21 protein-coding genes are annotated in these 19497 nt (G+C 69.7%); 14 read left to right on the forward strand and 7 right to left on the reverse strand.

What is annotated here, in order from left to right:
• The 3 genes from BST28_RS03975 to BST28_RS03985 form a co-directional block, all read left to right on the forward strand.
• A partial coding sequence (locus tag BST28_RS03975) for an NlpC/P60 family protein (protein WP_207570034.1) occupies positions 1-403 on the forward strand: 403 nt, incomplete at its 5' end.
• 31 nt (positions 404-434) lie between these two features.
• Positions 435-1226: a hypothetical protein gene (locus tag BST28_RS03980; protein ID WP_420093423.1), complete on the forward strand. Its 792-nt coding sequence runs from the start codon at positions 435-437 to the stop codon at positions 1224-1226.
• Positions 1227-1236: 10 nt separating this feature from the next.
• The gene (locus BST28_RS03985) at positions 1237-2379 is read left to right on the forward strand and encodes a glycosyltransferase family 4 protein (RefSeq protein WP_083080056.1); all 1143 of its coding nucleotides are present in this window, start codon (positions 1237-1239) and stop codon (positions 2377-2379) included.
• 5 nt (positions 2380-2384) lie between these two features.
• Here the strand turns inward: BST28_RS03985 and BST28_RS03990 are convergent, their stop codons facing one another.
• Complete coding sequence (locus BST28_RS03990) at positions 2385-4187, reverse strand: AMP-dependent synthetase/ligase (RefSeq protein ID WP_083080058.1); 1803 nt, start codon at positions 4185-4187, stop codon at positions 2385-2387.
• Between the two features lie 149 nt (positions 4188-4336).
• On the opposite strand from BST28_RS03990, the gene BST28_RS03995 reads away from it, so the two are divergent.
• The 5 genes from BST28_RS03995 to BST28_RS04015 all read left to right on the forward strand — a co-directional run bounded on the left by BST28_RS03995 (position 4337) and on the right by BST28_RS04015 (position 7790).
• Positions 4337-4732, forward strand: coding sequence for a hypothetical protein (locus BST28_RS03995; RefSeq protein WP_019737147.1), 396 nt, complete (start codon positions 4337-4339; stop codon positions 4730-4732).
• A 92-nt stretch (positions 4733-4824) separates the two neighbouring features.
• The gene (locus tag BST28_RS04000) at positions 4825-5262 is read left to right on the forward strand and encodes an SRPBCC family protein (protein ID WP_019737148.1); all 438 of its coding nucleotides are present in this window, start codon (positions 4825-4827) and stop codon (positions 5260-5262) included.
• A complete protein-coding gene (locus BST28_RS04005; RefSeq protein WP_083080059.1) occupies positions 5259-6545 on the forward strand; it encodes an ArsA family ATPase in 1287 nt (428 codons plus the stop codon). Before BST28_RS04000 ends, BST28_RS04005 begins: the two co-directional genes overlap by 4 nt.
• The gene (locus BST28_RS04010; protein WP_019737150.1) at positions 6542-6913 is read left to right on the forward strand and encodes a hypothetical protein; all 372 of its coding nucleotides are present in this window, start codon (positions 6542-6544) and stop codon (positions 6911-6913) included. The genes BST28_RS04005 and BST28_RS04010 overlap by 4 nt, the downstream gene beginning before the upstream one ends.
• A gap of 142 nt (positions 6914-7055) precedes the next feature.
• Entirely contained in the window at positions 7056-7790 is a 735-nt protein-coding gene (locus BST28_RS04015; RefSeq protein ID WP_019737151.1) for a lysophospholipid acyltransferase family protein, read from the forward strand.
• Here BST28_RS04015 and BST28_RS04020 read toward each other — a convergent pair.
• Positions 7751-9043, reverse strand: coding sequence for a glycosyltransferase 87 family protein (locus BST28_RS04020; RefSeq protein ID WP_019737152.1), 1293 nt, complete (start codon positions 9041-9043; stop codon positions 7751-7753). The genes BST28_RS04015 and BST28_RS04020 overlap by 40 nt on opposite strands.
• A gap of 92 nt (positions 9044-9135) precedes the next feature.
• Here BST28_RS04020 and BST28_RS04025 point away from each other — a divergent pair, with 92 nt between their 5' ends.
• The 3 genes from BST28_RS04025 to BST28_RS04035 are packed head-to-tail and all read left to right on the forward strand — an operon-like array spanning position 9136 to position 12021.
• On the forward strand, positions 9136-10116 hold the full coding sequence (locus tag BST28_RS04025; protein ID WP_083080061.1) for a hypothetical protein: 981 nt from the start codon (positions 9136-9138) through the stop codon (positions 10114-10116).
• Positions 10113-10601, forward strand: a complete 489-nt coding sequence (locus tag BST28_RS04030) for a polyadenylate-specific 3'-exoribonuclease AS (protein WP_029249217.1) — start codon at positions 10113-10115, stop codon at positions 10599-10601. Before BST28_RS04025 ends, BST28_RS04030 begins: the two co-directional genes overlap by 4 nt.
• Positions 10602-10635: 34 nt before the next feature.
• Complete coding sequence (locus BST28_RS04035; RefSeq protein ID WP_019737155.1) at positions 10636-12021, forward strand: class II 3-deoxy-7-phosphoheptulonate synthase; 1386 nt, start codon at positions 10636-10638, stop codon at positions 12019-12021.
• 90 nt (positions 12022-12111) lie between these two features.
• On the opposite strand, the gene BST28_RS04040 is transcribed toward BST28_RS04035, so the two are convergent.
• Positions 12112-13281, reverse strand: a complete 1170-nt coding sequence (locus BST28_RS04040) for a protein kinase domain-containing protein (protein WP_019737156.1) — start codon at positions 13279-13281, stop codon at positions 12112-12114.
• 53 nt (positions 13282-13334) lie between these two features.
• On the opposite strand from BST28_RS04040, the gene BST28_RS04045 reads away from it, so the two are divergent.
• The gene (locus BST28_RS04045) at positions 13335-13739 is read left to right on the forward strand and encodes an Rv2175c family DNA-binding protein (protein WP_019737157.1); all 405 of its coding nucleotides are present in this window, start codon (positions 13335-13337) and stop codon (positions 13737-13739) included.
• 10 nt (positions 13740-13749) lie between these two features.
• Here the strand turns inward: BST28_RS04045 and BST28_RS04050 are convergent, their stop codons facing one another.
• Together BST28_RS04050 and idsA2 are read right to left on the reverse strand one after the other, a co-directional pair.
• Positions 13750-15258 (reverse strand): alpha-(1->6)-mannopyranosyltransferase A, encoded by a 1509-nt coding sequence (locus BST28_RS04050; RefSeq protein WP_083080062.1) that lies wholly within the window; start codon positions 15256-15258, stop codon positions 13750-13752.
• 16 nt (positions 15259-15274) lie between these two features.
• Entirely contained in the window at positions 15275-16324 is a 1050-nt protein-coding gene (gene idsA2 / locus BST28_RS04055) for a bifunctional (2E,6E)-farnesyl/geranyl diphosphate synthase (protein WP_019738349.1), read from the reverse strand.
• Positions 16325-16593: 269 nt separating this feature from the next.
• Between idsA2 and BST28_RS04060 the strand changes: the two genes are divergently transcribed.
• Entirely contained in the window at positions 16594-17487 is an 894-nt protein-coding gene (locus tag BST28_RS04060) for a mycobacterial-type methylenetetrahydrofolate reductase (RefSeq protein WP_019738350.1), read from the forward strand.
• A gap of 11 nt (positions 17488-17498) precedes the next feature.
• Here the strand turns inward: BST28_RS04060 and BST28_RS04065 are convergent, their stop codons facing one another.
• Positions 17499-18209 (reverse strand): LppM family (lipo)protein, encoded by a 711-nt coding sequence (locus BST28_RS04065; RefSeq protein ID WP_019738351.1) that lies wholly within the window; start codon positions 18207-18209, stop codon positions 17499-17501.
• Entirely contained in the window at positions 18206-18847 is a 642-nt protein-coding gene (locus BST28_RS04070) for a GNAT family N-acetyltransferase (protein ID WP_020425506.1), read from the reverse strand. The genes BST28_RS04065 and BST28_RS04070 overlap by 4 nt, the downstream gene beginning before the upstream one ends.
• Positions 18848-19077: 230 nt before the next feature.
• On the opposite strand from BST28_RS04070, the gene BST28_RS04075 reads away from it, so the two are divergent.
• On the forward strand, positions 19078-19479 hold the full coding sequence (locus tag BST28_RS04075; RefSeq protein WP_019738353.1) for an SCO2097 family morphological protein: 402 nt from the start codon (positions 19078-19080) through the stop codon (positions 19477-19479).
• The last annotated feature ends 18 nt before the right edge of the window (positions 19480-19497 follow it).

Here is a 19497-nt window from a genome sequence, read left to right on the forward strand (position 1 = left end):
CCCCGGATTCCCGCCCCCCGGATTCCTGGCCCCCGAGGCTCCCGGTGGCGGAGGCGGTGGTGCGGCGACCGCGGTCCAGGCCGCGTTGACCCAGGTCGGGACGCCCTATGTGTGGGGCGGGGCCGCACCGGGCGGCTTCGACTGTTCGGGGCTGGTGATGTGGGCGTTCCACCAGGCCGGCATCAACCTGCCGCACTCCAGCCAGGCGCAGGCCAATGGCGGACAGCCGGTGGCGCTCTCGGACCTGCAGCCCGGTGACGTCCTGACCTTCTACTCGGATGCCTCGCACTCGGGCATCTACGTCGGTGACGGCATGATGATCCACTCGTCCACGTACGGTCAGCCGGTCCGGGTGGTGCCGATGACCTCCTCGGGCCCGATCCACAACGCTCGCCGTTACTGAGCCCCGGTGCCTTCGCCGGCTGCTCGCCGGCCTGCTGGCAACCGAGCTGATCGCCGCCGCCGCGGTGCTGATCGCCGCAGCCCCGCGGCCGGCCGATGCACCGGTGGTGGTGGGCGATCACCGCAGCGTGGTGACGGAGAATCACGACGGCCCGCGTGGTGATGCGCTGCTGGCCCGCGTCGAGGCCAACATCGGCGACGCCGTCGAGGCGGTCGAGGCGTTCTGGGGGACCGACTGGGCGCACCGTATCCCGCTGCTGGCCACCGGCTCGGACCGGCAGTTCGCCGCCGTGGCCGGCGGCGACACCGCGGCGGCCGATGCCGCGCAGTGGTCCGACGTCGCCGCGGTCGCGGTGGCCGACCGGGTGGATCCGGAACGCCGGCTGGTCACCGGCCAGCGGATCGTTTTCGCCCCGGGCGCAGACGCGATGAGCACCCCGGCGCTGCGAATCGTGTTGACCCATGAACTTTTCCACTTTGCGGCCCGAGCCGACACCGCCATCGACGCGCCGCGCTGGCTCACCGAGGGGGTCGCGGATTTCGTGGCTCGCCCGGCCCCGGCTTCGGCCAGCGCCCCTGCGGTCCCGCCGGCCTTGCCCTCCGACGCCGACCTGGACGCGCCGGGACCGCGGCGGGCGCAGGCCTATGACCGGGCGTGGGAGTTCGCGCGTTTCGTCGCCGACCGGTTCGGCGTCGCCAAGCTGCGCGAGCTCTATGCGTCCGCGTGCGGCCCCGGACATGTCGAGCCTGCCGTGGCGGTGGCCCTGGTGCTCGGCGTGGATCTACCGGACCTGCTCGCCAGGTGGCAGCAGTGGCGGGGCTAGCATCCCTGCAGTGAGCCGGGTCCTGCTGGTTACCAACGATTTTCCGCCGCGTCCCGGCGGTATTCAGTGCTATCTGGAAGAACTGGTGCGCCGCATCGCCGGATCCGGGCGCCACGACGTGACGGTGTATGCGCCGCAATGGAAGGGCGCCGACGCGTTCGACGACGCGGCGACATCCGCCGGCTATCAGGTGGTGCGTCACCCCGGAACGCTGATGCTGCCGGGCCGTGCCGTCGACGCCCGGATGCGCCGGCTCATCGCCGAGCAGGCCGTCGACACCGTCTGGTTCGGCGCGGCCGCGCCGCTGGCGCTGCTGGCGCAGCGGGCGCGCGCCGCCGGCGCCAGCCGGGTGCTGGCCAGCACCCACGGACACGAGGTCGGCTGGTCGATGCTGCCGGGGGCCCGCTCGGTGCTGCGCCGGATCGGGGAGACCTGCGACACCGTCACCTTCGTCAGCCACTACACCCGTGGCCGGTTCGCGTCGGCGTTCGGCCCGAACGCCGCGCTGGAACACCTGCCGCCCGGGGTGGACACCGACCGGTTCCGGCCCGACCCCGCCGCTCGCGCCGAACTGCGGGTCCGACACGGCCTCGGTGGGCGGCCCACCGTGGTGTGCGTGTCGCGGCTGGTGCCGCGCAAGGGCCAGGACATGCTGATCAGGGCGCTACCGGCGATCCGGCAGCGGGTGGAGGGGGCCGCGCTGGTGATCGTCGGCGGCGGCCCCTATGCCGAGACGCTGCACAAGCTGGCGGCAGAGCACGGGGTGGCCGACGCGGTGACGTTCACCGGCGGCGTCCCGGCCGCCGAGCTGCCGGCCTACTACCTGCTCGGCGACGTCTTCGCGATGCCGTGCCGCACCCGCGGCGCCGGACTCGACGTCGAGGGCCTGGGCATCGTGTTCCTGGAGGCCTCGGCGGCCGGGGTCCCGGTGGTCGCCGGCCGCTCGGGAGGCGCGCCCGAAACCGTGCTGGACGGCCGGACCGGGCGGGTGGTCGACGGCCGATCCGTCGCGGCGATCGCCGACGCCGTCAGTGCACTGCTCGCCGACCCGGACCGTGCCGCCGCGATGGGCGCCGCGGGGCGTGAATGGGTGATGGCCCAGTGGCGCTGGGACACGCTGGCCGGACGCATGGCCGACCTGCTGCAGGCCTGAGCCGTTCAGTCTTTGGTGTAGATCGACTCGATCGCGTCGGCGAACTTCTCGGCCACCACCTTGCGCTTGACCTTCATGGTCGGCGTCAGCTCACCGGTGGCCTCGGTGAAGTCGACCGGCAGGATCCGGAACTCGCGGATCGACTCGGCGTTCGACACCGCCAGGTTCGCCTGCTTGACCGCCGCCTCCACCTCGGCCAACAGGTCGGGGTCGGTGGTCAGGTCCGCGATGGTGGCGGTGTCGGCCTTGCTGTTGCGCTGCTTCCAGCCCTCGATGGCTTCCGGGTCGATGGTGATCAGCGCCCCGATGAACGGCTTGGCGTCACCGACGACCATCGCCTGGCTGATCAGCGGGTGGGCGCGCAATTGGTCCTCGAGCACCGCGGGGGCGACGTTCTTGCCGCCGGCGGTGACGATGATCTCCTTCTTGCGGCCGGTGATCTTCAGGTAGCCGTCGTCGTCGATGTCGGCCAGGTCGCCGGTCTTGAACCAGCCGTCGGTGAACGCCTCGGCGGTGGCCTGCTCGTTGCGCCAGTAGCCGCTGAACACCACCCCGCCGCGCACCAGCAGCTCGCCGTCATCGGCGATGCGCATGCTGTTGCCCGGCACCAGTTTTCCGACGGTTCCGACCTTCATGCCGCCCACCGGGTTGACGGTGATGGCGGCGGTCGTCTCGGTCAGGCCGTAGCCCTCGTAGATGGACAGCCCGACGCCGCGGTAGAAGTGGCCCAGCCGTTCGCCCAGGGGCGCACCGCCGGACACCGAGGCGCGGCAGTCACCGCCGAGCGCCGCGCGCAGCTTGTGATAGACCAGCTTGTCGAACAGGGCGTGCTTGGCGCGCAGCAGCAGCCCGGGTCCACCGCGGTCGGCAGCCTCGCTCCAGTCCACCGCGGTCTGCGCGGCCATCTCGAAGATCCGGCCCTTGCCGTCGTTGGCGGCGTTGCCGGCCGCGGTGTTGTAGACCTTTTCGAACACCCGCGGCACCGACACCACCACGGTCGGCTTGAACACCGAGAACATCGGCACCAGATTCTTGATGTCGCTGGTGAACCCGACCGTGACCCGGTTGGCGAAGGCCGCCAGCGTCAGGGCGCGGGCCAGCACGTGGGCCAGCGGCAAGAAGATCAGCAGGCGCTGGCCGGGGCAGAGCAGCGTCGGCAGCGCGGCCTTGGTGCCGAGCACCTCGTAGATCAGGTTGGAGTGGGTGAGCTCGCAGCCCTTGGGCCGACCGGTGGTGCCCGAGGTGTAGATCAGGGTGGCCGGGTCGGTGGCCCTCAGCGCCTCCACGCGTGCGGCCAGCTGCGCCGGGTCCTCGCCGGCGCCGGCCTCGGCGAGTTCGTCGAGCGCCTTGGCTCCCGACCCGTCGATGGTCAGCACCCGCCGCAGCGCGGGCAGGTCACCGGCGAGTTCGTCGACCATCTGGGAGTGGGCGTCGGTTTCGGCGAATGCGAGCACCGCGCTGGAGTCCTCCAGCACCCAGCGCACCTGCTCCGCCGACGACGTCTCATAGATCGGCACTGTCACCGCGCCGATCGACAGGATCGCGAAGTCCAGGATCGTCCACTCGTAGCGCGTCGCCGAGAAGATCACCACGCGGTCACCGGCCGCCACCCCGAGGGCGAGCAGACCCAGCGCCGCCGAACGGATGTGCGCGGCCGCGGTGGCGCAGGTGACGTCGGTCCACACCCCGTCGACGAGGCGCTGGAAGATGACGTAGTCGGGATGGTCGCGCTCGTGTTCGAAGACTAATGCGGCGACGTTGTCGTGCTCCTCGACGGTGAACGGCGCGGGAACACTGAACTCACGCATGCGATGACCTCTCTTGGCAGCCTGTCTCTATCCGCCCAGCCTAGTAGGCGCGCGGCGACCGATGTGACGGTGGTCACTGCCGGTGCAGCCGCGGCCGTTGCGCACCCGGTGCGTTCCGCGCCGAAGGCGTCATATGTGAAGCTGGGGCGATGAACAGTATCCAGGTTGCCGATGAGACGTTCATCGCCGCATCCGGGGCGCAGGTCGGCGCCGTCGTCGGGGACCGCTCGAGTTGGCGGCGCTGGTGGCCCGACCTGCAACTCCAGGTGGTCGAGGACCGCGCCGAAAAAGGCGTCCGATGGACTGTCGGCGGGCCGCTGACCGGAACCATGGAGATCTGGCTGGATCCGATGCTCGACGGGGTGATGCTGCACTATTTCCTGCACGCCGAGCCCACCGGCGTGACCGGCCGCCAGCTGGCCCGGCTGAACCTGCCCAAGATGGTCCACGCGCGCCGGGTTGCCGGCAAGCGGATGGCCTTCGAGGTGAAAGCCCGCGTCGAGCGGTCCCGGCCGGTGGGTGTCGCACCGGCCGCCGTGGGCTGACCCGGACTAAACAGGCGGACGCCCGGCGCGGCGAGGTACCGTCTCTGCCGAGGGCCGGTCGGCGGGCGCGAACGAGTTAGGGAAGTAACCAGGTGGCGGACAAGACAGCTCAGACCATCTTCATCGCGGCGGATCCGGGCACCGTGATGAAGGTGATCGCCGACATCGGCGCCTACCCCGAATGGGTCTCGGAGTACACCGAGGCCGAAGTGCTCGAAACCGACTCCGACGGCTACCCGAAGGTGGCCCGGCTGGTGCTGGACGCGACGGTGCTCAAAGACACCATGGTGCTGGAGTACGACTGGGCGCCGGACCGCCGCTCGGTGCGCTGGTGGCTGGTCTCCAGTTCGCTGCTGAAAGCACTCGACGGGGAATACCGCTTGACGGCCAAGGGATCCGGAACCGAAGTCGTGTACGAGCTGTCGGTCGACCTGATGATTCCGATGATCGGTCTGCTCAAGCGCAAAGCGGAGCGGCGACTGACCGACACCGCGCTGAAGGACCTGAAGAAACGAGCCGAGGCTGAGTGAGGCCGCCTGAACCAGCGCCCACAGCGCTCCCAGCGGCGCCGATCGGTCTGTTCGTCGGCAAAGGCGGCGTCGGCAAGTCCACGCTGGCCGCGGCTACCGCTGTCGCCGAGGCGCTCGCCGGCAACCGGGTGCTGCTGATCTCCACCGACCAGGCGCATTCGGTCGGCGATGTGCTCGGCGTGACGGTGGCGCCCAGCGGTGCCCGCGATCCCGTTTCGGTGGCGCTCGACGACGCCGGACCGGGCAGGCTCGACGTGCTCGCGCTGGACACCCTGGCCCTGCTCGAGGCGCACTGGAGTGAAGTGGTCGCGGTTCTGTCCGGGCGATTTCCGGAATCGGATCTGGGAAGCGTTGCGCCTGAGGAACTTTCGGCGCTGCCCGGTGTCCAGGAGGTGCTCGGCCTGCACGAGGTCGGCGAGCTGGCCGCCAGCGGCCGGTGGGATCGGGTCGTCGTCGACTGCGCATCCACCGCCGACGCGATGCGGATGCTGACACTGCCCGCCACGGTGGCGCTGTATGCCGAGCGAGCCTGGCCGCGACACCGCAGACTCAGCACGGCCGACGACCGATCGGCCGCCCTGGTCGCGCTGATCGAGCGGATCAGCCGGGCTGCCGAGCGCCTAGCCGCGCTGCTGACCGACGAGGCGCTGGTCGGGGCGCACCTGGTGCTGACCGCCGAGCGCGTGGTGGCGGCCGAAGCCGTCCGGACCCTGGGGACGCTGGCCCTGACGGGTGTGCGCGTTGATGAGCTGATCGTCAATCAGATTTTGTTGCAAGATGATTCGTACGTCTACACCGACCTGCCCGCCCATCCGGCGTTCGACTGGTACGCCGAACGGATCCGCGAGCAGCACGGCGTCCTCGAAGAACTGGATCGCACCATCGGCGACGTGGCGATGGTGCTGGTGCCGCACCTGGCGGGGGAGCCGATCGGGCCCAAGGCGCTGGCCGAGCTTCTCGAGGGCGCCCGCCGCCGGGACGGGTCGGCGCCGCCGGGGCCGGTACGCCCGGTGGTCGACCGGGAGTCGGGTTCCGGACTGGGGGCGGTGTACCGACTGCGGCTAGAGTTGCCCCAGGTCGATTCCGGTGCGCTGAGTCTGGGGCGGGCCGGCGACGACTTGATCATCGGTTCCGGCGGCACCCGACGCCGGGTCCGGCTGGCGTCGGTGCTGCGGCGATGCACGGTTGTGGACGCAACGTTGCGTGGCAGCGAATTGACGGTGCGTTTCCGGCCGGACCCGCAGCTCTGGCCGGTGAGCAATGACGAGGAGGTGCGACGTTGAGCGCTGGCGCGCACCCCGACCTGGGTGAGCTGGGGCCCGAGCTGCGCAAGCTCGCCCAGGCCATCCTGGACCGCCTCGACCCGGCGGTGCGGGCGGCGGCGCTGCTGGCGGCCTCCGGTGACGGTCCGGGCAAGTGCCAGCAGGTGTGGTGCCCGGTGTGTGCGTTGGCGGCGTTGGTGACCGGAGAGGAACATCCGTTGCTCGCCGTCATCGCCGAACACAGCGTGGCGTTGTTCGAGGTGATCCGGGCGGTGGTCGGTGAGACCGGTGCGGCACCGGGCCCGCCCGACGGCCCGACACCCGGCGGGGACGGCGGCGCGCCGGCCCGGCCCGGCTACCAGCACATCCCGGTCACCATAGAGAATTGAGGGCACTAAGCCCTTAAAACAAAGCAACCTAAGGAATTCCGGGGAATCGTCCGTGTGACGAATCACCGTGTGGCCGCGGCCACCCATGGTCGGTAAAGTTGGCGCGAACACGGCCGATGTTCGTGGGTAGGAGGGAGGGGCCATGTGGTATTGGCTGTTCAAGTACGTACTCTTGGGGCCCCTGCTGGCCCTGATCGGCCGTCCCAAAGTCGAGGGTTTGGAGAACATTCCCGAGGAGGGGGCGGCGATCCTGGCCAGTAATCATCTGGCCGTCATGGACAGCTTCTACCTGCCGCTGGTGGTCCGCCGGCGGATCACCTTCCTGGCCAAGTCCGAATACTTCACCGGCACCGGCATCAAGGGCTGGTTCACCCGCTGGTTCTACACCGCCGTCGGGCAGGTGCCCATCGACCGCACCGATTCCGACGCGGCGCAGGCTGCCCTGCACACCGCCGAGCGGATCCTCAAAGACGGCAAGCTGCTGGGCATCTACCCGGAGGGCACCCGTTCACCCGACGGCAGACTGTACAAGGGCAAGACCGGCCTGGCCCGGCTCGCGTTGCACACCGGCGTCCCGGTGATTCCGGTCGCCATGATCGGAACCGATGTGGTCAACCCGCCGGGGACCAAGATGCTGCGGTTCGGCCGGGTCACGGTCCGATTCGGCAAGCCGATGGACTTCTCCCGCTTCGACGGGATGGCCGACAACCGCTTCATCGAGCGGGCCGTGACCGACGAGGTGATCTACGAACTGATGGGCTTGTCCGGTCAGGAGTACGTCGACATCTACGCGGCCAGTCTCAAAAACGGTGCCCCGCAACAAGAGGGGGCGACGGCTCAGCCGGTCGCCCGATTTCCGGAAACCGCTGCAGGCTGATCCGGGCTCGTCCGGCGGCCGTGATTGAGACTCGCGCCGGCCGCGACGATCACCGCCACCGCCCACCACACATACGATGTCCCGGCCAGTTGACGCCACCACGCCGCGCCGGATTCGTGATGCTCGGGCAGTAATTCGATCGGGCTTCGCATCATTAGCGCCAAGCCGAGTGCGCTGAGTACACCCAGCGCGATCGCCCGGTGGCGGTAAGCCAGGACACCGGTCACCACCACCGTCGGCAGCATCCACACCCAGTGGTGTGACCACGACACCGGGGACACCACCAGCCCGAACAGTGCCACGCAGATCAGCGCCAGGATCGGCTCCCCGGCGCTGCACACCCGGCGGGCCGCCCACACCGTCAGTGCCAGTACCAGCAGGCAGCCCAGCAGCCACAGCGCCGAACGCAGCTGCTCGCTCAGCGGCAGCCGGGCCAACGCCCCGGCCAGGTTCTGGTTGGTGTTCAGCGTCGCCCCGCCGATGCGGTCGGTGTTGCGAACGGTATGCGTCCAGTACTGCCAGGAGTCGCTCCAGGCCAGCACGAAGCCCACCATGGTCGCCGCCAGAAACGATGCCACCGCGGTCACCGCGGCGCGGGTATCGCGGCGCAGCAGGAAATAGAGCAGGAACACCGCCGGCGTCAGCTTCAGCGCCACCGCCACCCCCAGCAGCGTGCCACGCGGCCAGGTGGTGCGGCGCGGCACGCAGTCGGCGATCACCAGCGTCATCAGCACCGCGTTGATCTGGCCGAAGTCGAAGTTGGCCCAGATCGGTTCGGCGTCGAGCCAGATTGCCGCCGCGACGATCGCCACGGCCACCACCGCCCGCCGCCACCAGGCCGGGCCGCTGCCGCGGCCGACGTCCCCGATGTCCAGGCCGGTGAGCAGGATGGTGATGGACACCACCAGCAGCAGCGCCGAGATGATCGTCAGCGCGGCGGTGCCCACCCCCAGCGACACCCAGGTGAGTGGGGCGAAGAGCACCGCGGCGATCGGGGGATAGGTGAACGGCAGCACCGTTCCATCGATCTGGGTGGCGAACCAGTCGTCGCCGTACAGCGGATGTCCGTCGCGCCAGGCCTGCGCAGCCATCCGGTAGACATCGACGTCGATGTGATAGGGCGTGCTGCCGAGCGCTCGCCACGTGGTGTAGCCCAGGGCCCCGATCGCCAGCAGGGTGAAGACCCACCAAACGGCCCAACCGCTGATGCCCCCGTGCCGACGGCCCGGGTCGGGCGGCCGAGATGTACTCATGTCGCCGCACAGCCTATCGGGTGGCCCGTTTCACCAAGCCGTACCGGCGGTGATCCGGGCGTTGTGTGCCGCGAGGGCGTACGTTGCAGTAGATGCTCGAATGGTTCCGCGATGACATCGTCAACCGCGGCAGACTGCCGTTGTTGTGTTGCCTGCTCGCGTTCCTGGTGACGTTCGTGGTGACCCGCTCCGTGGTCCGCTATATCCGCAGCACCGCCGGGCGCGTCGACACACCCCGGTGGTGGCGGCCGCGCAACGTGCACATCGGTTCCAAGCACATCCACCACGTGGTCTTCGGGGTCGTGCTGGTGATGATCGCCGGGGTCACCCTGGTGGCCGCGGGGCCCAACCAGCACCAGCCGATGTTCAGTGTCGCCGCGATCGGGTTCGGGATCGGCGCCGCATTGGTGCTCGACGAGTACGCGCTGATCCTGCACCTGTCCGATGTGTACTGGGAGGAGGACGGGCGCGCCTCGGTGGATGCGGTGTTCGCCGCCACCGCGGTCACCGGGCTGCTGGTGCTGGGGTTTCACCCGTTGACGTTCCTGCTGTCGCTGTGGCATGACACGTCCTCGCCGCTGATCCGCGCCGGGGTGTTCTTCAGCATGGTGATGGCGCTGCCGCTGGCGGTGGTGGTGCTGCTGAAGGGCAAGGTGTGGACCGGGCTGGTCGGGATGTTCTTCTTCCCGCTTTTGGTGATCGGCGCGATCCGGCTGTCGCGGCCGCACGCGCCGTGGGCCCGGTGGCGTTACCTGGCCCACCGTGAGCAGATGCGCCGCGCGCTGGACCGGGAACGCCAGCTGCGGCGCCCGGTGGTGCAGGCCAAGCTGTGGCTGCAGGACGCCATCGCGGGCCGGCCTCAGCTGCCCGATGACCGCGTCGTCGACGCCGAACTCGACCGTGAGGTGCGGGCCGCCTCGGCGCCGACGGAACCGATCATGATCGGACGGCCGAGAGTGCCCACCGGGCGGGCGCCCCAGCGCCCGGCGCCCAACCGTGCGGTCGCGGACCCCGCCGCGCCGACGGTGCCCTTTTCGGTCCGGCCGCCGAGAACCGGTGGTCCGTGGCGGTGAGGTACTTCTACGACACCGAGTTCATCGAGGACGGCCGCACCATCGAGCTGGTCTCGATCGGCGTGGTTGCCGAGGACGGGCGCGAATATTACGCGGTGTCCACCGAATTCGATCCGGCGCGCGCGGGGCCGTGGGTGCGCACCCACGTGCTGCCCAAGCTACCTTCCCCGGCATCGCAGGCGTGGCGCTCGCGCGCCCGGATCCGCACCGACCTCGAGGAGTTCCTGCGGGTCGACCGCGGCGATCCGATCGAGTTGTGGGCCTGGGTGGCCGCCTATGACCACGTGGTGCTCTGCCAGCTGTGGGGGACCATGCCCGATCTGCCGGCGCCGATCCCGCGTTTCACCCGTGAGCTGCGTCAATTGTGGGAGGACCGGGGTAAGCCGCGCCTGCCGCCGCGGTCGGCGGGTAGCCACGACGCGCTGGTGGACGCCCGTGACCAGTTGCGTCGATTCCGGGTGATCACTCAGACCGAACTGGCCTGATCAGTGCGGGTCCGCACCCGGCTACCATGGTCGGGTGAACTGGACCGTTGACGTACCCATCGACCAGCTGCCGGCGCTGCCGCCGCTGCCCGCGGACCTGCGCGAGCGTCTCGACGACGCGCTGGCCCGGCCGGCCGTTCAGCAGCCGAGCTGGCCCGCTGACCAGGCCAAGGCGATGCGCACGGTCCTGGAGAGCGTCCCGCCGATCACGGTGGCATCCGAGATCGTGCGGCTCAAGGGCCTGCTGGCCCAGGTCGCCCGCGGGGAAGCCTTCCTGCTGCAGGGCGGCGACTGCGCCGAGACCTTCACCGACAACACCGAGCCGCACATCAAGGGCAACATCCGCACCCTGCTGCAGATGGCGGTGGTGCTGACCTACGGCGCGTCGGTGCCGGTGGTGAAGGTGGCCCGCATCGCCGGCCAGTACGCCAAGCCCCGCTCGGCCGACGTCGACGCACTGGGGCTGAAGTCCTACCGCGGCGACATGGTCAACGGCCTGGCCCCCGATGCCGCGGTGCGCGAGCACGACCCGTCGCGGCTGGTGCGGGCCTACGCCAACGCCAGCGCCGCGATGAACCTGGTTCGGGCGCTGACCTCGTCGGGGCTGGCGTCGCTGGAACTGGTGCACGACTGGAACCGGGAGTTCGTCCGTACCTCTCCGGCGGGCGCACGCTATGAGGCGCTGGCCGGTGAGATCGACCGCGGACTGAAGTTCATGAGCGCCTGCGGGGTCGCCGACCGGGAACTGCAGACCGCCGAGATCTACGCCAGCCATGAGGCGCTGGTCCTCGACTACGAGCGGGCCATGCTGCGCATGGCCGACATCGAGGGCGAGCCGCAGCTCTACGACCTTTCGGCGCACTTCGTCTGGATCGGGGAGCGGACCCGTCAGCTCGACGGCGCCCACGTCGGGCTGGCCGAGGTGATCGCCAACCCGATCGGCATCAAGCTCGGGCCGACGACCTCGCCCGAGCTGGCGGTCGAATACGTCGAGCGGCTCGACCCGAAGAACGAGCCCGGCCGGCTCACGCTGGTCAGCCGGATGGGGAATAACAAGGTGCGCGACCTGCTCCCGGGGATCATCGAGAAGGTGCAGGCCACCGGTCACCAGGTGATCTGGCAGTGCGACCCGATGCACGGCAACACCCACGAGGCCTCCACCGGGCACAAGACCCGGCACTTCGACCGGATCGTCGACGAGGTGCAGGGCTTCTTCGAGGTGCATCACGCGTTGGGCACCCATCCCGGCGGCATCCACCTGGAGTTCACTGGGGAGGACGTCACCGAGTGTCTCGGTGGCGCCCAAGACATTTCGGACGCCGATCTGGGTGGCCGTTACGAGACGGCGTGCGACCCGCGGCTCAACACCCAGCAGAGCCTGGAGTTGTCGTTCCTGGTCGCCGAGATGCTCCGCGGCTGAAGGGCCGAGTCCCACCGCGAGCAGACATAGAATCGCACAGTTTGCCTGTAGGCGGTGCGACTCTGTGTCTGCTCGGCGAAGGGGAGGGGCCTACAGCATCGCGCCGACGTTGTTGCCCAGCGTCCAGGCGACCGCCGCCACCAGCCCGGTGAGCGCGAACACGACCGCCAGCCAGATCAGCACCATCCGGCGGGCGTGCTGGCGCTCCAGCACGAACCGGCTCAACTCGATCCCGGCGAATTGCCCTGTCACCAACTGATATCGGGTGTCGGTGTCGGTCACATCCGGCGCCTCGCGGGCCATGTGCAGCGTCGGGCGCGGGGGCGGTCCGCCGCGGTGGTGCGGCGCCGAGACGTGCTGGGCTGAGTTACGCGGCGCCGGGACCCGAAACGCCGGCAGCTCCAACCGCTCGGCGATCGCCTCCACCGCACGGGCCATCTCGAAACCGTCGGCGTACCGGTCGGTCGGGTCCAGCGCCGTGGCGTGGGCTATCAGATCATCGAATTCCCTTGGGACGCCGTCGATTGCCAAGCTGGGCGGCGGTACTTCGTGGTCCAGCCGCTGATAGGCCACGGCCAACGCCGAGTCGCCGGAGAACGGCGTATGACCGGTCAGCAGCTCATAGGTGAGCACGCCGACCCCGTAGACGTCGCTGGGCGGGCCGGCGTTTCCGTCGCGGACCTGCTCGGGCGACAGGTAGGCCGCCGTCCCCAGAATCACGTTCGTGGAGGTGATCCCGGCCGCCGCGATGGCCCGGACCAGCCCGAAGTCGACCACCTTCACGTCGCCGCCGTCGGAGATCAAGATGTTCTCCGGTTTGACGTCGCGGTGCACCAGCCCGGCGCGGTGCGCGATTCCCAGTGCCCCCAGCACCGGGCGCAGCACCGCGACGACGGCGTGCGGCGGCATCGGGCCCCGCTCGTTGAGCAGTTCCCGCAGCGTGCCGCCCTCGACGAGCTCCATCACCAGAAACGGCTGCCCGGGATCGTGCGGTGTCCCGAAACCCTGGTCGTACACCGCCACCAGCCCCGGGTCCTTCAGTCGGGCCACCGCCCGCGCCTCGAGCTGGAAGCGGGTCAGGAACTGCTGATCGCCGGCGTAGCGCAGGTCCATCACCTTCACCGCGACCGGGCGGTCCAGGCGCTCGTCGAGGCCGCGGTAGACCGTGGACGTGCCGCCGGTGGCGATGCGGGTCCCGACCCGGTACCGGCGGTCCAGCAGGGCGCCTTCCAGTGCGTCCGGGCCCCAGGCTGCAGTCACCTGGTCATGGTATGTGGGCGGGGGACTGCTCCGGCGGTTCTAAACTCAATGTCGTGAGCAGCATTCCGGCCGCCGACGACGTCCTAGAACCCGACGAACCGACCTTCGACCTGCCCCGGGTCGCCGAAATGCTTGGGGTGGCGGTCACCAAGGTGCATCAGTATCTGCGCGACAACCATCTGGTGGCGGTGCGACGCGGCGGTGCGCTGGTGGTCCCGCAGGTGTTCTTCAACGCCGACGGGGACATCGTCAAGAGCCTGCCGGGGCTGCTGGCCGTGCTGCACGACGGCGGCTATCAGCAGACCGACATCGTGCGCTGGCTGTTCACCCCAGATCCGTCGCTGTCGCTGACCCGCGACGGTGTGCGCGAGGCGGTCCCCAACGCCCGCCCGATCGACGCGCTGCACGCGCACCAAGCGCGTGAGGTGATGCGCCGGGCGCAGGCGATGGCGTACTGACCCCGGGTGGCTAGGCCTGGGCCGGTGTTTTGACGGCCCTCGACAGCCGGTACCACGCGAACAGCGCGCAGGCCGTCGCGGCGGCCACATGCAGCCACGAGTACATGCCGTGCGAGCCGTCCGGTTTGAAGATCACCATGATCCAGGTCGAGGCTGCGGCGATCGCGGCGATCGCCGCCGGTGAGCGGACCAGGGTGGCCGCCACCGCCAACGGCCAGGTGTAGTACCAGGGCAGCGCCGCCGGAACGAACAGCACCACGATGAGCATGGCCCAGGCGATCCCCGCCACCGCCGTGCGGTCGTCGCGGCGAGACCGCCACCACAGCCACGGCAGCACCAGCGCGATCACCACGATCCCGGTGATCCGCGTGATGTGCAGCACCGCATAGAAGTTCACCGGTGCGAACACCCCGCCCACGGCGTGGATCAGGTTGGCGGCCGCGGTCGGCACAGTGAGCCAGTTGATGATCTTGACGTTGCCCGCCAACAGCGCCGTCAGCCAGCCCAGACCCACGCCCGCCAGACTCGACAGCACCGCGAAGACGGCCACGACGATCAGCGTGGAGATGGCTGCTGCGGTGGTGAACGCCCGGGCCGCCGGGTAGCCGCGTTGTTCCCGCAACCGGCGCATCCACACCCACACCAGGAACGGCAATGCGATGACGGCGGTGGCCTTCACCGCCGCGGCCAGGGCCACCAGCGTGATGCCGGCCAGGTGGCGGCGCTCCAGGGTCAGGGCGATCCCGGCGATCACCAGGCCCACCATCAGCATCTCGTTGTGGACCCCACCCATCAGGTGGATGATCACCAGCGGGTTGAGCACCGCGAGAAACAGCGCCGCCGGGGCCGTGCCCCCGACCCGGCGGGCCACCCGCGGCGCGGCCCAGATCAACAGCGCCAGACCGGGCAGCATGCACAGCCGCAACAGCATGGTGCCGACCACGACGTTGTCGCCGACGAGGATCGTCACCAGCTTGGCGACCAGGATGAACGCCGGTCCGTAGGGGGCCGTCGTCGCCGACCAGATCGGACTGACGTCGTCGAGCAGCGGGTTGGGATTGAAGACCGGGCCGACCTGGTAGGGGTCGAATCCGTCGCGCAGCAGCGCGCCCTGGGCCAGGTAGGAGTAGGTGTCACGGCTGAATACCGGGACCGAGGCCAGCAGCGGCGCCAGCCAGAACCCGGTGGTGGCGATCAGCGTGTATTCGGTCACGGTGCCGTTGATCACCCGGCGGCCCAGGCCCAGCCACGCCGCCAGCATCACCGCGACTCCGGTCCACAGCAGCACCGAGGACAGCACCAGGCCGTGGCCGAAGCGCAGCCAGGACAGATGCAGCGACTCCAATACCGGGTCTTGGATCCGGGTGCTGCCGGCGCCCAGCCCGCCCAGGGTGATCAGCATGGCGCCCAGGCAGCCGCGCCACGCCGCCCCGGCCTGCTCGCTGGCGGCGAACCGCCACAGCCGGGAGCGGGCGTCGGTGGGCACGGCCGGGGCCGGTGGGGTGGTGGGCGTGGACATCGGCGCTCCGGGGTCCTCAGGCGGACCGGTCGGAGACCAGGCGGGCCAGGTCGGTCAGTCCGGCTTTGGCGACCTCGTCGATCGGCGCGGCCACCAGGGCGCTCATGGCGCGGCGGGTCAGCAGATCGATCCGGTCCTCGACGGCGGCCAGCGCGCCCACCGCCTCGATCACGTCGCACAACTCGCGGACCTGGGCGTCGGTCAGCGCGGTGCCCAGCGACGTGCGTAACCGATTGGCCGCCACCGCATCCGATTTGTCGGCCAGTTCCACGGCTTCGGCCACCAGCACGGTGCGCTTGCCCGAGCGCAGGTCGTCACCCGACGGTTTGCCGGTGACCGCGGGGTCGCCGAACACGCCCAGCACGTCGTCGCGCAGCTGGAAGGCCACCCCGAGGTCGGTGCCCAGTTCGTGGAACAGCGCCTGGATGTCGGGCCGGTCGGCCGCGGCTGCGACACCCAGTTGCAGCGGCCGCACCACCGTGTAGGAGGCGGTCTTGTAGGTGTTGACCGCCATCGCCGACGCGATCGACTCGACACCGCTGGCCTCGGCGACGATGTCGAGGTACTGCCCGCCCAGCACCTCGGTGCGGATGTCCGACCAGATCCGCCGCACCCGGCGCTGGGCTTCAGCGGGCAGGTCGGCGCCGGCGACGATGTCGTCGGCCCAGACCAGCGCCAGGTCACCGAGCAGAATGGCCGCCGATATCCCGAATTGTTCGGGCGCTCCGCGCCATCCGCGGCTGCGGTGCAACTCGGCGAACTTGTAGTGGGTGGTCGGGCTGCCGCGGCGGGTCGCCGACGCGTCGATCACGTCGTCGTGTACCAGCGCGCAGGCGTGCAGCAGTTCCAGCGCCGAGAACAGCAGCAGCTCGTCGTCGGTGGCATCGCGGCCGGTGATGGCTCGCCAGCCCCAATAGGCGAATGCCGGACGCAGCCGCTTACCGCCGCTGAGCACGAACTCCTCCAGGCCGGTGATCAGACCCTGGTAGTCGTCGCCCATGTAGGCGGTGTCGGTACGGCGGGTGCGCAAGTAGGAGCGCAGCTGCTCGGTTACCGCGCCGGCCAACTCCGGGGCCGACGGTGCGGTTGCTGCTGGTGCCTTGAAGCTCAGCGCGGCGCCCCTTTCTCGCTCGACCCGGGCCGGGACCCCCGGCGTGTGTTCAGCGTAGAGTGTGCCACCACGCCCGGGGGGGACTCAGGCAGGCGGCGCTCGCGCGATGTCGATAGGCTCAACGTTTGCGCCCATGTCGGCCGCACTGCCGCTCCTGTCCCCTCTGCAGAGGGCCGGCGAAGCCGGCCGCGGCCCGTTGACCGCCTTCGATGAGGAGCACCCTGGTGACCTTGAATACCGTCGCACTCGAGCTTGTCCCGCCGAATCTGGACCGCGGGCCCGAGCAGACGTGCGAGGAGGCACACAAGGTTCTGCGGTTCGCGGCCGAAGCCGGTATCGAAGGCCGGATCCGGCACATCTTGATGCCGAGCATGATCGCCGAGGACGACGACCGCCCGATCGAGATGAAGCCCAAGCTCGACGTGCTGGACTTCTGGAGGGCACTCAAGCCGGAGCTGCCGGGCATGGCCGGACTGTGCACCCAGGTCACCGCGTTCTCCGACGAAGCGGCGCTGCGTGGTCGGCTCGATGATCTGACCGTGGCTGGCATCGAGGGTGTCGTGTTCGTCGGCGTGCCCCGCACCATGGCCGACGGCGAGGGCTCCGGCGTACCGCCCACCGACGCGCTGGCGATTTTCCGCGACGAGGTGCCCAACCGCGGTGTCATCCTGATTCCGACCCGCACCGACGAGATCGGCCGGTTCAGCTTCAAGTGCGACCGCGGCGCGACGTTCGGGTTGACCCAACTGTTGTACTCCGACGCGATCGTGCCGTTCCTGGCCGAGTTCGCGCAACACAGCGACGCGCGCCCGGAGATCTTGCTGTCCTTCGGTTTCGTGCCGACGGTGGAGAACAAGGTCGGGCTGATCGACTGGCTGATCCAGGACCCCGGCAATGCGGCGGTGGCGGCCGAGCAGGCGTTCGTCAAGACACTGTCCGGCAGCGAACCCGAACAGCGGCGCAAGCTGATGCTCGATCTGTACAAGCGGGTCGTCGACGGTGTCGTCGATCTCGGCTTCCCGCTGAGCATTCACTTCGAGGCGACGTACGGGGTGTCGGCGGCCGCGTTCACGACCTTCGCGCAGATGCTCGACTACTGGTCGCCGGAGACGCCCTGAGCCGACCCGCCTCAGCCCGCGTCGTCGTGCGGGGTGCGCACGCGCGGTGAGCGGTCCCGGCCCGTCCAGGCGATCAGCGCCACCGCTCCGGCGGTGACGAACGTCGACAGCACCAGCCACAGGGCGGCGCGCGCGAATGAGCGGCTGCTGGGATCGGTGTAGCGCGCCTGCGCGGTCATGGTGCTCACCACGCCCGGCTTGAGGCGCCACTGCACCGTGTCGTCGCCGAGGCGTTCGCCGTTGGTGGAGGTCACCTCGCCGGGGAACGCGACGCTCAATTCGACGTCGGCCCCCGGGTCGCTGAGCGACGTGAGATCCACCCGGCCCTCCAGGATCACCAGATTGCCGGCGCGGCGCAGCGTCAGGTTCACCCCGGCCGCCTCGCGGTTCATCTCGGCCAACTGCGGCAGCTCGGCGAAGGTCAGGTCGGAGAACACCGCCTGCGAACCGACGTAGCCGTCCCGGTTGTAGCCGGAGATCGCGATCTTCTGGGCGAACGGCAGGTCGGCGTTGAGCCTGGGGCCGGTGTCGTTGTCGTTGCGGGGCTTGGCCGCCGCGATGATCTGACCCGAGACCTTGTCGTCGGGGGAGACGGTGATATTGGCCTTGATGCGCACGCACCCGACGGTGAGCGGGGCGGTGATCAGCAGCAGCCCCACCAGGGCCAGCAGTCGGCGGTAGGGGCTGAACCGGGATGAACGCCGAACATGCACGGACGTCATCGTGCCAGACCGGCCCGGCTCTGCGCTGCGGATGCCTGCTCCAAGGGCAGCGAACGCCCGAGGATCGCGAACGGCCGAGGGTCACCGGCGAAGTGGTGACCGCGGATGACGTCGACGAAACCCAGCCTGCGGTACAACCGCCAAGCGCGGTTGCCCTCGCCGCTGATCTCCGGTGTGGACAGCAGCACGTTGGCCTCGGCGCGGCCCGCGAGCAGCCGCCGCGCCAGCGCCTCACCGAGGCCGTTGCCCTGCGAGTGCGGCATCACGTGCAACTCGGTCAGTTCGAAGTAGCTGGTCATCAGGCGCGAGATGTCCGGGCGGGGCAGCCCGCGGCGCTGCAGGCCCAGCACTACCTGCTGCTGCCACCACTGGTCGGGTGCCCCGCAGTAGCCGTAGGCGATACCGAGCAGCTCGGCGCCGCTGGACTGCGCCGCCGCCGGGTCGCCGTCGGCGACCTCCGCGCACTCCAGGGCGGCCACCGCCTGCCAACCGCGGCGGCGGGTGTGATCCAGCCACATCGCGGCACGTTGATTCTCGGTGCCTGGCGGGTAGCCCATCGCGGTGACGTACACACGCAGCGCCTCGCCGAGACGGTTCGCCATGTCGTGCGGCGACAGGTCGATGAGCAATGTCGCCAACGTGCAGGTTCCTCTCCCGGTCGGTGGTGGGGGCGCGCCGCACCCATTATCCGGTTTCGGTTTCCCGGACGTCGGCGGTTGTGGATCGGCATCGCCGGAGCGCCGCTACAATCAGCTGACGAAGCCTGTGGTACACCGCAGGTCGACCTCGTATTATCAGTACTAGTTGCCCGCACAGTCCGTAGCCAGCCGTGGGCAGTGATTGAGCGGCCGTCGGCAAGGAGGGACGAATGCCACTCTCCGATCATGAACAGCGCATGCTCGATGAGATCGAGAGCGCCCTCTACGCCGAGGACCCGAAGTTCGCCTCCAGCGTTCGCGGTGCTGCTCTGCGTACCCCGACCACCCGGCGACGGGTGCAAGGAATGGCACTGTTCTTGGTCGGGCTGGTGATGCTGGTCTCGGGAATTCCGTTCTACGCGACCGTCAATCCCGGATTCCTGATCCTGAGCGTGTTGGGGTTCGTGGTCATGTTCGGCGGCGCGGTCTTCGCGATCACCGGCAACCACGCCGCCGGGGGCCGTGATGGTGTGGCCAAGGCCGGCGGGGGCCAGCAGCGTCGGGTCAAGGGCGGCAGCGGTACGTTCGCCAGCCGCATGGAGGACCGGTTCCGTCGTCGCTTCGAGCCGTAACACGCCACGTGTGAGGTG

Source organism: Mycolicibacter kumamotonensis (assembly GCF_002086285.1).
Taxonomy (GTDB): domain Bacteria; phylum Actinomycetota; class Actinomycetes; order Mycobacteriales; family Mycobacteriaceae; genus Mycobacterium; species Mycobacterium kumamotonense.